The sequence below is a fragment of the Cupriavidus sp. FW306-01-F10A genome (genome assembly GCF_058782785.1).
Genome location: NZ_JBYSYA010000001.1, coordinates 454223 through 467230, shown reverse-complemented (window position 1 = coordinate 467230; position 13008 = coordinate 454223). Strand labels below are relative to the sequence as shown.

Annotated in this window: 11 protein-coding genes; 6 read left to right on the top strand and 5 right to left on the bottom strand. The window is 67.3% G+C overall.

Annotation, left to right across the window (positions count from 1 at the left end; genetic code table 11):
• Position 1: 1 nt before the first annotated feature.
• From AC3WLF_RS02140 to AC3WLF_RS02120, 5 genes are read left to right on the top strand one after another with little or no spacing between them, the layout of a single operon-like run.
• On the top strand, positions 2 to 478 hold the full coding sequence (locus tag AC3WLF_RS02140; RefSeq protein ID WP_492357746.1) for a Zn-ribbon domain-containing OB-fold protein: 477 nt from the start codon (positions 2 to 4) through the stop codon (positions 476 to 478).
• Positions 479 to 532: 54 nt separating this feature from the next.
• Positions 533 to 2089: a class I adenylate-forming enzyme family protein gene (locus tag AC3WLF_RS02135; RefSeq protein WP_492357745.1), complete on the top strand. Its 1557-nt coding sequence runs from the start codon at positions 533 to 535 to the stop codon at positions 2087 to 2089.
• Between the two features lie 20 nt (positions 2090 to 2109).
• A complete protein-coding gene (locus tag AC3WLF_RS02130; protein ID WP_492316949.1) occupies positions 2110 to 3306 on the top strand; it encodes a lipid-transfer protein in 1197 nt (398 codons plus the stop codon).
• Positions 3307 to 3352: 46 nt separating this feature from the next.
• Positions 3353 to 4132 (top strand): enoyl-CoA hydratase/isomerase family protein, encoded by a 780-nt coding sequence (locus AC3WLF_RS02125; RefSeq protein ID WP_492357744.1) that lies wholly within the window; start codon positions 3353 to 3355, stop codon positions 4130 to 4132.
• 52 nt (positions 4133 to 4184) lie between these two features.
• Positions 4185 to 5009: an SDR family oxidoreductase gene (locus AC3WLF_RS02120; protein ID WP_492316951.1), complete on the top strand. Its 825-nt coding sequence runs from the start codon at positions 4185 to 4187 to the stop codon at positions 5007 to 5009.
• Positions 5010 to 5295: 286 nt separating this feature from the next.
• On the opposite strand, the gene AC3WLF_RS02115 is transcribed toward AC3WLF_RS02120, so the two are convergent.
• Positions 5296 to 6747 carry a sensor domain-containing diguanylate cyclase gene (locus AC3WLF_RS02115; protein WP_492357743.1) on the bottom strand — a complete coding sequence of 484 codons (1452 nt, stop codon included), beginning with the start codon at positions 6745 to 6747 and terminating at the stop codon, positions 5296 to 5298.
• Positions 6748 to 7052: 305 nt separating this feature from the next.
• Between AC3WLF_RS02115 and AC3WLF_RS02110 the strand changes: the two genes are divergently transcribed.
• Positions 7053 to 8084, top strand: coding sequence for a patatin-like phospholipase family protein (locus AC3WLF_RS02110; RefSeq protein WP_492316953.1), 1032 nt, complete (start codon positions 7053 to 7055; stop codon positions 8082 to 8084).
• On the opposite strand, the gene AC3WLF_RS02105 is transcribed toward AC3WLF_RS02110, so the two are convergent.
• From AC3WLF_RS02105 to AC3WLF_RS02090, 4 genes are all read right to left on the bottom strand, one after another.
• The gene (locus AC3WLF_RS02105; protein WP_492351074.1) at positions 8065 to 8709 is read right to left on the bottom strand and encodes an HD domain-containing protein; all 645 of its coding nucleotides are present in this window, start codon (positions 8707 to 8709) and stop codon (positions 8065 to 8067) included. The two genes, AC3WLF_RS02110 and AC3WLF_RS02105, sit on opposite strands and share 20 nt — an antisense overlap.
• A complete protein-coding gene (locus AC3WLF_RS02100; RefSeq protein WP_492357742.1) occupies positions 8706 to 12173 on the bottom strand; it encodes an adenylate/guanylate cyclase domain-containing protein in 3468 nt (1155 codons plus the stop codon). Before AC3WLF_RS02100 ends, AC3WLF_RS02105 begins: the two co-directional genes overlap by 4 nt.
• 140 nt (positions 12174 to 12313) lie before the next feature.
• Positions 12314 to 12634 (bottom strand): Rieske (2Fe-2S) protein, encoded by a 321-nt coding sequence (locus AC3WLF_RS02095; RefSeq protein WP_492316956.1) that lies wholly within the window; start codon positions 12632 to 12634, stop codon positions 12314 to 12316.
• A gap of 1 nt (position 12635) precedes the next feature.
• Positions 12636 to 13004: an SUF system Fe-S cluster assembly protein gene (locus tag AC3WLF_RS02090; RefSeq protein WP_492316957.1), complete on the bottom strand. Its 369-nt coding sequence runs from the start codon at positions 13002 to 13004 to the stop codon at positions 12636 to 12638.
• Positions 13005 to 13008: the final 4 nt, after the last annotated feature.

The window sequence follows — 13008 nt, the reverse complement described above, 5'->3', positions numbered from 1 at the left end:
CATGTATCCCGCTTACCTGGAAGACGCGGAGCCGGCCATCCTGCGCCAGCCGGTGCTGTATGCCGACATCAACTACGACGTGGGCGAAACCAACGGCCGCTTCTTCGCCGCGCTGCGCGACCACGGCAAGATCACCGCGACGCATTGCGCCGCCTGCGTGCGCACATACGTGCCGCCACGGCTGTCCTGCCCCGAGTGCTTTGCCGAACTGCGCGATTGGGTCGACGTCAGCGACACTGGCACGCTGGTGTCCTACACCATTGTGCGCGAGCCCGGGATGTTGCAGCCGGTGGCCCGCCCCTATGTCCTGGGGTTGATCCGCCTCGATGGCGCCGACACCGCGCTGGCGCACTATCTCGGCGAGATCGATCCTGCAGCCGTGAAGCCCGGCATGCGCGTGCGCGCCGTCCTGGCGGACGAGCGCATGGGCAACATCTGGGACATCCGCTATTTCAAACCGGTCGGCGACAGCGCCTGATCGAGATCCGGCGCCCCCTCGGAGGCGCGTAAGCCGGACCTCAGGAGACAAGACATGGCGATCATTGATTTCTTCGACCGCGGCTGGCAGATCGCTCCCGATGCCGTGGCCTATGTGATGGATGACGAGGCGTTCACCTTCGACGAGGTGGGGACACTTTCATGTCGCATCGCGCACGCGCTGCTCGCTGCGGGCATGGGACGCGGGAAAATCGGGGCGGTGCTGGGCGCCAACCATCCCACCGCGTGGACCTGCACACTGGGCCTGTGGCGCGCAGGCATGGCGTGGATGCCGGTCAATCCGCGCGGCTCGGTGGAAGAGAACCAGCAACTGCTGGACGGCTTCGATTGCGAAGTGCTGTTCTTCCAGAAGGCGTTCGCTTCCGTGGTTGGGGCGATGCGCCCGAACCTGCCCAAGGTCCGGCTCTATGTCTGCATCGAGGAGGCCGTGCCCGGCGCGACGGGCTTGCCCGACTGGATAACGGGGCAGCCGGCGCGCCGGCCGCAGGTTCCGTACGAGCCGGACGACACCGTTGCCGTGATGCCGACCGGCGGCACGACGGGGCTGCCCAAGGGGGTGATGAACACCCATCGCAGCTTCCAGGCGTTCTGCGCGCAGTTCATGATTGCCTGCAGCTACCGTGCGGACGAGAAGATCGTGAACCTGGCCGCCGCGCCAATGACGCACACCGCGGGCGTGCTGTCGCTGCCGTGCACCGCGCGCGGCGGCACGGTGGTGGTGCTGACCAGGCCGGATCCCGCCGCGCTGGTCGAGGCGATCGAAAAGCACCGGGTAACCGAGTTCTTCCTGCCGCCGACAGTGATCTACCGGTTGCTCGATACGCCTGGCATCGCGCAGCACGACTACGCTTCGCTGAAGTACTTCATCTGCGGCGCGGCACCGATGTCGGCCGAGAAGCTGCGCCGCGCGCTGGCGGTGTTCGGGCCGGTCATGATGGAAGCCTATGGGCAGACCGAAGCGCCCGGATCGATCGCGATCAAGCGGCCGGAGGAGAACTTTGTTGGGGGCAGCGTTGCCGACGATGCGCGGCTGCTTTCGTGCGGCCGTCCCAGTCCGCTGGTACGCGTGGCGATCATGAACGAGTGCAACGAGCCGCTCGGCACCGGCGAGAGCGGCGAGATCTGCGTGCGCGGCGACCTGGTCATGAAAGGCTACTACAACGCACCGGAGAAGACCGACGAGGCGATCGTCGACGGCTGGTTGCATACCGGCGACATCGGGCACATCGACGGCGACGGTTATCTGCGCATCACCGACCGGAGGAAGGACATGGTCATCACGGGTGGCTTCAATGTCTATCCCAGCGAAGTCGAGCAGGTGATCTGGACCCACCCCGCGGTGCAGGACTGCGCGGTCATCGGCGTGCCGGACGCCAACTGGGGCGAGGCCGTCAAGGCGGTGGTCGAGCTGAACCCGGGCATGGACGTGAGCGGCGCGGAACTGATCGCGCTGTGCAAGGAAAAGCTGGGCAGCGTGAAGGCGCCGAAATCGGTGGACTTCGTCGATTCCCTGCCGCGCAGCCCGAACGGCAAAGTGCTGAAGAAGGACCTGCGCACGCCATACTGGGCCGCGCAGCACCGCAGCATCTGAATACAGACGCGAGACTATCCATGCGCAGCAATGTATTGATCGCCGGCGTCGGCATGGTGCCGTTCAAGCGCCCCGGCCAGAGCGAACCCTATGACGTGATGGCCGAGACGGCGGTGCGCACGGCGCTGGCCGATGCCGGCATCGCCTACAGCCTGGTGGAGCAGGCCTTCGCCAGCTTCGTGTATGGCGACTCGTGCTCGGGCGAACGTGCGCTCTACCGGGTGGGCATGACCGGCATCCCGATTACCAACGTCAACAACAACTGTGCTTCCGGCTCTTCGGCGCTTTACCTGGCGCGCCAGGCGGTGCTGGCGGGCGCGGCCGAATGCGCGCTCGCGGTCGGATTCGAGGAAATGCAGCCCGGCGCGCTGGACCGGGTGTTTCCAGGCTATGCCGATCCGCTGGAACGCCACCGCGAGAGCGTGGCGGCGGCGATGGGCTTTGGCGAAAACGAACGCGCGCTGCCGCCGGCGCTGATGATGTTTGGCTCGCAGCTTGAATGGACCGCGCGCGAGCTGCATATTCCGGACGAGGTGTTTGCGCGGATCGCCGTCAAGGCGCGCGCGCATGCCAGGCACAATCCTTATGCGATCTTCCGCGACCCGCTCACGGTCGAGGAAGTGCTGGCCGCGCCCACGGTCTGGGGGCGCCTGCGCAAGCTTTATGCGTGCCCGCCAAGCTGCGGCGCTGCCGCGGTGATCGTGTGCAGTGACCGGTTCGCACGGCGCCACGGACTGCGCACGGATGTGGCGATTTTGGCGCATGAGATGGGCAGCGATATCGCGGCGGACCTCGACCCACCCAACGTGCCCGATGCGCTGAGCCGGGGCGCGGCACGGCGCACGGCAGACCGCGCCTACGCCACAGCCGGCGTGGAGCCGCACGACATCGACGTGGCCGAAGTGCACGACTGCTTCGTCAGCAACGAATTGCTCACGTACGTGTGCCTGGGCTTCTGCGACGAGGAAGACCTCGAGCGCTTCGTTGTCGAGGGGCGTAACACCTACGGCGGCCAGGTGGTGGTGTGTCCATCAGGCGGCCTGCTGTCCAAGGGGCATCCGCTGGGCGCAACCGGGCTGGCGCAGATCACTGAGCTCACCACCCAGTTGCGCGGCAACGCTGGCCATCGGCAAGTCGAGGGCGCCCGTATGGCGCTGCAGCACAACGGCGGATTGGGCACCGCGGTATCGGTCGCGATCCTGCGGCGGCAAAGCTGAGCCGGCCTTCGCTCAACGACCGGACACTATCAACGGGAACCCCATCATGACCCAGTCCGTCCTGCTGACGCGGCAAGACGCCATTGCCACCATCACGCTGAACCGGCCCGAGCGGGGCAATGCGATCGACGCGGATGCGGTGCGCGCGCTGATCGGGTGCATCGACGAGGTCGCCGCGGATACCGCGGTACGCGTGGTCGTGCTGCGTGCCGCCGGGCGGCAATTCTGCGCCGGGGGCAACATTGACGCCTTCCTCCACGCCGGTGCCGGACTGCCGTCCATGCTCGACGCGCTGCTTGGCCCGCTGCATGCCGCCCTGTACCAGCTCGCCACGCTGCCGGTACCAGTGATCAGCGCAGTCAACGGGCCGGTTGGCGGTGGCGGCATCGGCCTGGCCCTGTGCGCGGACATCGTGCTGGCCGCCGAGTCGATGAAGCTGCGCGGCGGCTATTCCGCGATTGGCCTCACACCCGATGCCGGGTCGTCATGGTTCCTGACGCGCCGTGCCGGCGCCATGCGTGCCAAGCACATCTTCTTCACCAATGTGGCGCTTTCCGCGCAGCAGTGCCTTGAGATGGGAATCGTATGCGAGGTGGTCCCGGACGCTGAGCTTCCGGCGCGTACGGAGGCGCTGGCTGAAGCGCTGGCGCGCGGCGCCACCGCGGCGCTGGGGCGGATCAAGCACCTGGTCGACGGCGCGCACGAGAGAACCCTGCAGACGCAGCTCGGACTGGAGCACCGACTGATGGTCGAGTCCGCTGCCAGTGCCCATGCCGCCGAAGGCATTGCCGCCTTTGCCGAAAGGCGTGTGCCCAGGTTCGACTGACAACCGGACGCCAGGCGGCTCCAGCCGGGCAGCGTCCTTCACGAGGATAGTCATGCAAGTCAATCTCGATTTCACGGGCCGCCACGTCTTCGTGTTCGGCGGTACCACCGGCATCAACTTTGGGATCGCCGAGGCCTTTGCCAGGCAGGGTGCCAGCGTGACGGTGGCCAGCCGCAAGCAGGAAAATGTCGATGCCGCGTGCAAGCAGCTGGCGCAATCCGGCGCACCGGTCCATGGTGTCTGCGCCGACGTGCGCGACTTCGACGCGGTCGGCCGCGCGTTCGCCGAAGCGGTCGAGCGCCTGGGCCCTGTCGATGTGCTGGTCTCCGGCGCCGCCGGAAACTTTCTGTGCGAGGCCAGGCACATGTCGTCGAACGGCTTTCGCGTGGTGGTCGACATCGACCTGGTCGGCACCTTCCACGTGCTGCGCCAGGCCTACAGCTACCTGCGCAAGCCTGGCGCAGCGGTGATCAATATCACCGCGCCACAGTCCTTCGTGCCGATGCGCTACCAGGCACATGCCAGCGCGGCCAAGGCCGGGGTTGACCAGCTGACGCGCGTGCTTGCGCTCGAATGGGGCGGGGATGGCATTCGCATCAACTCGATCTCGCCAGGGCCCATCGAGGGCACCGAGGGCTTCCGGAGGCTGATGGCACCCACCGATCAGGACCGTGCTGCCGCGCAGGCATGCGTGCCGCTGCAGCGGTTCGGCACGGTAGACGATATCGCCAACCTTGCGCTGTTTCTTGCGTCACCCTACGCGGGCTATATCTCCGGTGCGCTGATTCCCTGCGACGGCGGCGGCGCCTTGGAGAGCGTCAAGCCGCCGCTCGAAGCGGCAGGCCGCGCGGCTGCGGCGGCCGGAAAGGGCACCTGAAAGGCGCCGCCCCGCCGGCTCGATGCGATCAAGCGGCTGCCGGCCTTTGGCTTATGGGACACCGCCGGCGGGTAAGCTGCCGCTCCGGCAAATCCCGGATGCAGCGCGCCGCGGCGGCATTCGCGCATGAGCCTTTGTAATGCCTGCTTGCGTCACGCGAAGTTTTTCGGGTCCCGGAATTCGGCCATCATGCTTGGCATGCAGACCATCTCGGGAACCATAATGACCTTCGATCTGAATGCGCAAGCGGTTCCCTTGATCGTTGACGGAAGGCATCCTGCGTAGTTCAAGGCGCCGTTGCCACTGCCGTCGTCGTGCCGAAGGTTGCAACGCAATTGCGCCCGGAGCGCTTGGCCAGGTAAAGCGCTTCGTCGCCGGCACGGAGGAAGGCGCGCAGCTCCGCGAAATCCTTTTCGTTGCCGGGGCTGTTGGCATCGGTCACCGCACCGATGCTGACCGTCAAGTGCCCGTCGGCGCCGGCCGAGTTCGGAATCTGCAAGGCCTCGATGGCGGCGCGGATGGCCTCCGCCATGGCGGCCGCGCCGGCAGCGTTGGTGTGCGGCAGCAGGATGGCAAACTCTTCGCCGCCATAGCGCCCCGCATAGTCGCCCGGCCGCCGCACCTGGCGCTGGATGCAGGCGCCCACCGCGGCCAGCGCATCGTCACCGGCCTGGTGGCCGTAGCGGTCATTGAATTCCTTGAAGTGGTCGACGTCCAGCATCAGCAGCGACAAAGGCTGGCTGTGGCGGCGCGCGCGCCGCCATTCCACGTCGGCGGCGTCGTCCAGCGCACGGCGGCTGCCAAGACCGGTCAGGCCATCGGTGTTGACCATCCAGCGCAGGTGCTCTTCCATCTCGGCGCGGCGCCGCCATTGGCGCGACAGCAATACCGAGAGCGCGATGATGGCGGCGTCCAGCGCGATGATCAGCGCCCCGAACACCCAGGCGCGCTTGTACCACGGTGCCAGCACGTCGTGGGTGGCGCGTCCCACCACGACCAGCAGCGGAAAGCCCGGAATGCGCCTGAAGCTGTAGAGCCGCTGCACCCCGTCGACTGCCGCGACGCCGATAAACGTGCCTTGCGTGCCTTGCAGCAGCGGTGCAAACGACGGGCTGCCGGAGATGTCGCGCCCGATCGATTCGGCTTCATAGGGCCGCCGCATGATGATGGTGCCGTCCGTGCGCAGCAGCGTCAGGGTGCCGCCCGCGCCAAGGCTTACGCCATCGAACAGCTTGCGGAAGTAGTTCAGGCGCAAGGTGCCGACCACGATGCCGGCAAAGCTGCCGTCCGCCCCGGAGAGCCGCCGGCTGATGCCGATGGACTTGTTCTCCGGCGTCAGGCGCGGCTGGAACGGCCGGCTCAGGAATAGGCCGCTGTGATCGCCGCTGCGGTGGGCCTGGAAGTAGTCGCGGTCGGAGACGTTGACCGGGCGCGGCGGCCACTGGTGCGAGTCGAACACCAGCGTGCCGTTGGCGTCGGTGACCAGCAGCGAGCCCATGTCTTCGGCATTGATCGAGCGGTCGAACAGCAGCCGCTGGCGCAGCGCCGGCGGCTGCGCCAGCAGTGCGGGGTCGTGCATGGCTTCCACCACGCCCCCGATCGCCAGCTCGTGGATCTGCAGGTTGCGCGTGATGCTGCGTTCCAGCGTCAGCGCCAGGTTGGCCGAGGCCTCGCCGGCATTGTCCAGTGCATCCCTGCGCATCTGCACCAGGGCGAGCGCGCCAAGGGCCGCGATCATGCAGACCAGGACAAGGCTGGCGGCAACGATCAGGGAGGCCGGGCGGAAAGTGGCTTTGCGGGCCGGAAAGTGAGGTATTTGACGCACGAAGGAAAGCTGTTCTGCTTTTTATGCGGCCATTGTAGTACCTGGCCGCAGCCTGGCTCAGTTGCGTTATGCGCCAGCGCCGGAGCTTGCGGCCCTGGCTCCCATCTGGCCAGGGCATACCTGCTGTGTGCCACTGCGCGCGTCCGGCACTACGCTGCACGCACAGTTCTTCCCTACACTTGAGCATGGCGGGTTGCCGCCGCTGAAGGGAAGAACGCATGCAGCCAGAGCCTGCACAACCCAAGCCTGTGGCGCTCGCCCTGCAGGGCGGCGGCATGCATGGCGCCTTTACCTGGGGCGTGCTCGACCGGCTGCTGGAGGACGGCAGGCTGGCGATCGAAGGCGTCAGCGCCACCAGTGCCGGGGCCATGAACGCCACCGTGCTGGCCTACGGGCTGCTGCAGGGCGGCAGTGACGGCGCACGCCTGGCCTTGCATGATTTCTGGGAGGCGATCGCGCACTCGGCGCAGCGCTACAACCCGTTCCGGTGGCTGCCTTGGTTCAAGAGCAGCCATACGCTGGGCCTGAACCATTCGCCGATGTATGCGATGGCCGACATCGCGCTGCGCCTGCTGTCGCCGTACCAGTTCAATCCCAACAACCTCAATCCGCTGCGCGACGTGCTCGGCAGCCAGGTCGACTTTGCGGCACTGCGCGAGCATTGCCCGATCCGGCTGTACCTGTGTGCGACCAATATCGAGACCAGCCGGATACGCATCTTCCCGCCCGAGGAACTCAGCATCGACGCCGTGCTGGCCTCGGCCTGCGTGCCCACGCTGTTCCAGGCGGTCAGCATCGACGGCCAGCACTACTGGGATGGCGGCTATGTGGGCAACCCGGCGATCTTCCCGCTGATCTATCACTGCCAGACCCACGATGTGGTGATCGTCCATATCAACCCGATCGTGCGCCACGGCGTGCCGACCACGGCCGCGGATATCCTGAACCGCGTCAATGAGGTCAGCTTCAACTCGTCGCTGATGCGCGAGATGCGCGCCATTGCCTTCGTCACGTCGCTGATCCAGCAGGGCAAGCTCGACGGCACTGAAATGAAGGAGGTGTGGATCCATTCGATCCGCTCGGACCAGACCATGGCCGCGCTGGGGGTCTCCACCAAGTACAACGCCGACTGGGATTTCCTGTGCTCGCTGCGCGACAAGGGCCGCGCAGAAGCGAGCCGGTGGCTGGAGCAGCACTACGACAGCGTGGGCCAGCGCTCCAGCATCGATATCAGCGGAGAGTTCCTGTAGGCCAGGCCGGCTGCGCCAGCCGCCACGTCAGGTTGGCCCGTGCCTGGGCCTCGTAGCGCGCCTGGAACAGGTCGGTGGTGTAGATGCGCGGGCTGGCCAGCAGCGCACCCAGGAAGGCGCGCTCGGCGGCGTCATAGGCGGCGTCGTCCAGGTCGGTGCGTTCGGCGCGCAGGTTGGCGCCATTTTCCTGGAAGCGGGCGCGGCTGCAGCCCAGCGCCGCCAGGTCGATGTCGGCGGTGAAGCGGCCGGCCAGGCTAGCCGGCACTTCGGCGTGGGTGGTTTCCAGGATCAGGGCGGCCACGCGCGCGGCGGCGGCGATGCTGCCAGCCGACCAATGGCGCAACCATGCGGCGCTGCGTTGCTCGTTGTCCGTGGCGCCGGGCACGTAGATGACGTCGTGGCACCAGAGCGCCAGTTCCACCTCGTCGGTATCCGGTATCGCGCTGCGCGCCCAGTCCAGGTCTTGCAGGCAGCGGCGGACATGGTCGAGGGTGTGGTAGTGCCGCGTCGGCTCACCGTAGCAACGGGCGAGATCTGCATAGGCGTCGGCCGCGTGCGTGCCGCCCGCACGTGTCCACAGCGCGACGAAGCGGTCTTGCAGGGGGAGGCCTGGCGTCGAGGTCATGCGTGGGGGCGCTCCGGGGTATTGGCCTGGTCGGCCGCCAGCGCTGCAAGCAGCGCCTGGGCCTCCTGCCAGTCCGCGGTGTCGGTGCCCTCGCTGAAGCTGCCGTGGACCCGCGCCAGCACTTCACGCGCCGCGTCGACCTTGCCTTGTTGCCGCCACAGCCGGGCCAGGCTCAGGGTGGCCTGCAGCTCCAGCGGCTTTGCACCTTGTTCCTGGGCGACCGTGATGGCCCGCTGGAAGCAGGCCTCGGCTTCCTCCTGCGCGGCCGGCGACGGAGGGCGCTCTGCCGACAGCTGCAGCAGCATCTCGGCGCGCAGCCGGTACACGGTTGCCTCGTCGAGCCGCTCGCCGGTCTCTTCCACCAGCGCTTGTGCCTGCGTTAGCACGTCCAGCGCGGCGGTGATCTGGCCGGCCTTGCCGCAGGCATCGGCAACCAGGGCCAGCAGGTTCGGCATGCCCAGCCTGCCGCCGGTGGCCTCATAGGCGGCCACGCCCTGGCGCATCAGCGCGATGCCTTCCTGGTGACTGCCCAGCTCCGCCATGGCCCAGCCCTGCAGCACGGTGCCCCACGCCAGGTAGATCGGAAAACCCTGTTCGCCCGAGATGGCGATGGCGGCTTCGGCGTATTCCTGTGTCAGCCGGACTTCGTGCCGGCAGCGATGCTGTTCCGCGGCAAACACCAGGCACAGCGCAAGGTTGTACGCATCCGGGCGGGAGCGGGCCATGGCCAGCGCCTCCTGGCAGCGCGCCAGTGCCTGGTCCGCCAACCCCTGGTACCACAGGATCCAGCCCAGCGTACTGGTGGCGTGGACGGCCGGGTCGCGCCCGTAGCCCGTCAGGAAGTCGTACGCCGGTTGCTCAGGATGCGGCACCGCGAGCACCGCCTCAACATGCTTGCGCGCGGCGTCCAGCATGCCAAGGCGGAACAGCGTGGCGCCGATCGCGCGATGGCCCTCCGCCAGCTGCTTGGGTTTCTGCGACTTCATGGCCAGCGCAAGCAGCCGCTTGCCCAAAGGCAGCGAGACCTGGTATTGCGCACGCAACTGATAGAAGGCCCATAGCCCCAGTTGTGCCGAGAACAGGTAGGGCGTCTGCTGGCCTTGCTCGCACAAGGCCAGCGCCCGCCGGTAATTGCCCTCGACTTCGGGCGATGCCTGGCCCCGGGCCGCAATCAGGGCGGGCCCGAGCGCAAGCAGCAGCGTCAGTTCCTGGCGCGCGCGTTCGGCACTGTCGGGTTGCCGCTTGAGCAGGTCGATGGCGGTGCTCAGGTGCCGGATCGCTTCGGCCTGCGCCGAGCGCAGCAGGGCCTGCTGGCCGGCGCAGTGCAGGTACTCGACCGCCTTCGGGATGTTGCCGCTGTTGCTGTAGTGGTGCGCCAGTTCGCTGCAGTAGTCCTTGAGCCGGCCATGGAAGAGCGCCTCGATGGCCTGGGCGGAGCTTTCATGCAAGGCGCTGCGCCGCTCGGTGAGCAGCGAGCTGCCGGCCACCTCCTGGGTCAGCGCGTGCTTGAAGGCGTACTCGACCTCAGGGAATGCCGGCCGTTCGTAGATGAAATCCGCAGCCTGCAGGTCGGACAGCAGCGGATGCAAGTGGTCTTCCGGCAAGCCGGTCACGCGCAGGACCAGGCTCAGCGGGAACTCCTTGCCGATCACGGCCAGGGTCTGCAACAGCTCCTTCTGGGCCAGCGGCAGCCGGTCGATACGGGCGGCCAGCACGCCTTGCACGGTGGTGGGGATATGGAGCAGGGCCGGCGCGGTCTCGATGCGGTAGCAGCCGGGCTGGCCGAGCAGCGCGCCTTCCTCGGCCAGGGTCTGGACCACTTCCTCCATGAAGAAGGGGTTGCCTTCGGTCTTGTCGAGGATCAGCCGCTTCAGCGGCACCAGGCTGCGGTCGTCCCCGAGCAGGGCCGTCAGCAGTTCCTGCGCCTCCGCCTGCCCCAGCGGCTGCAGCTGCAGCTGCGAATAATGCCCGTCCGCATTCCAGCGATGGCTGTACTCGGGCCGGTAGTTCACCAGCAGCAGGATCCGCGCGCCGGGCACATGGTCGATCAGCATGTTGAGGAAGGCCTCGGTCTCACCGTCCAGCCATTGCAGGTCTTCGAAAATGACTTCCAGCGGCTGGTTGAGGCTTTCCCGGACCAGCAGCCGCGCAATCGCCTCGAAGGTGCGCTGGCGCCGGATGGTCGGATCCATGGTCGGCAACGGCGAGTCGGGCTCGATGGTGCCGAGCAGGTAGAGCAGGTAGGGCAGGTGTTCTTCCAGCGAACGGTCCAGCGTCAGCAGCCTGCCGGTCATCTTTTCGCGGCAGCTGCGGTCGCCGTCCTGCGCCGTGATCTGGAAATAGCTCCTCAGCATCTCGATCAGCGGCAGGTAGGCAAACGCCTTGCCGTGCGAGACCGAGAAGGTCTCCAGCGCCAGGCAGCCCTGCTGCGACCTGACCTTGAATTCATGGAACAGCCGGGACTTGCCGACCCCCGCTTCGCCGACCACTGCAACAATGCGCCCGTGCCCCGCCTTGGCCTGCCCCAGCGCCGCGTGCAAGTGCGCCAGCTCATCCTGGCGCCCGACAAACCTGGCCAGGCCGCGGTGCGCCGCCACCTGCAGGCGCGTGCGCAAGGCGCCCAGGCCGACGACTTCATATACCGCGAGCGGATCCCGCACGCCCTTGACATGGGTGGTCCCCAGCGCGGTGAACTCGAAATAGCCTTCGGTGAGCTTGTGGGTCGATTCGCTGACCAGGATCGACGCCGGCGTGGCAATCCCCTCCATGCGCGAGGCGATATGGATGGTGTGCCCGACCGGATCGTAGTCGGTGTGCAGGTCATCCTTGCGGATCGAGCGCACCACGACTTCGCCGGTATGGACGCCGATCCGGATCTGCAGCGGGATGCCTTGCTCCAGCCGCACCCGGTCGCTGTGGCGATGCATCGCGTCCTGCATGCGCAGCGCCGCGTAGAGCGCGCGCAAGGCATGGTCCTCGTGGGCAATCGGGGCGCCGAACAGCGCCAGGATGCCGTCGCCGAGGAACTTGGCCACATAGCCCTCATAGTGGTGGACGGCTTCCATCATCAGCGTCACCACGGGGTCGATCAGCCGGCGCGCGTCTTCGGGGTCGAGGTCCTGCGTCAGCGCGGTCGAGCCCGCCATGTCGGCAAACAGCGCGGTGATGGTCTTGCGCTCGCCGGCAGTCTCGCCCCTGGCCTCCATTGCCGCCTGCTCGGCCAGGATGCGCCCGGCAAGGTGGGGCGGGGTGTAGAGGACCGGGGCCGTGGCCGCGGCCGGCATTGGCATGGAAACGGTGCCGGCCGGTGTGTCGGACAGCGCAAAGCCGCAAGCGCGGCAGAACTTCGCGGCTGCAGTGGCCTCCTCGCCACACTGAGGGCAGGCTCGGCCAAGCTTCGCCCCGCACGCCTCACAGAAGTTGGCTCCCGCAAGGTTCGCGAAACCGCAACTGGTGCAGCGCATTTCGCCTCCTGGCCGTCGTTGGTCGCCTGGACGGTACTCAAGACTATTAGAGGCGGGATCGGCGGGGATGGCAAGGCGGTGCCGCCTGGTGACAGCGCGTCCAGGCCGCCCCAGGCCAGGTGACTGATCGGGGCGTGCGCTTATTCCCCGCGCTCGTCCCTGACCTGCACCTTGCCGTCCGCCACCCGGACCGGGAACGTCGCCACCGGCTCGTAGGCGGGCGGGGACAGCGCCTCGCCTGTCAGCAGGGAAAAGTGCGAGCCGTGGCGCGGGCAGACGACTTCCTGGCCTTCCACGTCGCCGCCGCAGAGCGGCTCGGCCTCATGCGAGCAGAGGTCCTCGATGGCGTAGTAAGTGCCATCCACATTGAATACCGCGACCTGGACGCCATCGACATCGACGCTGCGGCAAGTGCCGGGCGCGAAGTCCTCGGCTCGGGCGACATCGATCCACTCGCTCATCTCAGAGCAGCCCCAGTTCCAGGCGTGCCGCCTCGCTCATCCGTTCCCTCGACCAGGGCGGGTCCCACACCAGTTCCACCTCGACCTCGTCCACCCCGCTGGCTTCCATCACGGCGCTCTCCACCACGCCGGGGAAGGTCTGCGCCACCGGGCAGCCCGGCGCGGTCAGCGTCATGCGGATCCCCACCTTGCCGCTGGCTTCGTCCACCGATAGCTGGTAGATCAGGCCAAGGTCGTAGATATTGACCGGGATTTCGGGGTCGTACACCGTGCGCAAGGCCGCTATCACCCGCCCCTCGAGGCTGTCCGGCTCAGCCTCGAACCTGTCTTCGTGGTCCCTGGCCTTGTGCAGCCAATCGATCATGCTCATGGTT

Coding starts and splice junctions, on each gene's coding strand:
- AC3WLF_RS02115 (WP_492357743.1), bottom strand. CDS start 6,747: ATGATCGCGGCCCTTGGCGCGCTCGCCCTGGTGCAGATGCGCAGGGAT.
- AC3WLF_RS02090 (WP_492316957.1), bottom strand. CDS start 13,004: ATGAGCATGATCGATTGGCTGCACAAGGCCAGGGACCACGAAGACAGG.
- AC3WLF_RS02100 (WP_492357742.1), bottom strand. CDS start 12,173: ATGCGCTGCACCAGTTGCGGTTTCGCGAACCTTGCGGGAGCCAACTTC.
- AC3WLF_RS02135 (WP_492357745.1), top strand. CDS start 533: ATGGCGATCATTGATTTCTTCGACCGCGGCTGGCAGATCGCTCCCGAT.
- AC3WLF_RS02105 (WP_492351074.1), bottom strand. CDS start 8,709: ATGACCTCGACGCCAGGCCTCCCCCTGCAAGACCGCTTCGTCGCGCTG.
- AC3WLF_RS02120 (WP_492316951.1), top strand. CDS start 4,185: ATGCAAGTCAATCTCGATTTCACGGGCCGCCACGTCTTCGTGTTCGGC.
- AC3WLF_RS02095 (WP_492316956.1), bottom strand. CDS start 12,634: ATGAGCGAGTGGATCGATGTCGCCCGAGCCGAGGACTTCGCGCCCGGC.
- AC3WLF_RS02125 (WP_492357744.1), top strand. CDS start 3,353: ATGACCCAGTCCGTCCTGCTGACGCGGCAAGACGCCATTGCCACCATC.
- AC3WLF_RS02110 (WP_492316953.1), top strand. CDS start 7,053: ATGCAGCCAGAGCCTGCACAACCCAAGCCTGTGGCGCTCGCCCTGCAG.
- AC3WLF_RS02140 (WP_492357746.1), top strand. CDS start 2: ATGTATCCCGCTTACCTGGAAGACGCGGAGCCGGCCATCCTGCGCCAG.
- AC3WLF_RS02130 (WP_492316949.1), top strand. CDS start 2,110: ATGCGCAGCAATGTATTGATCGCCGGCGTCGGCATGGTGCCGTTCAAG.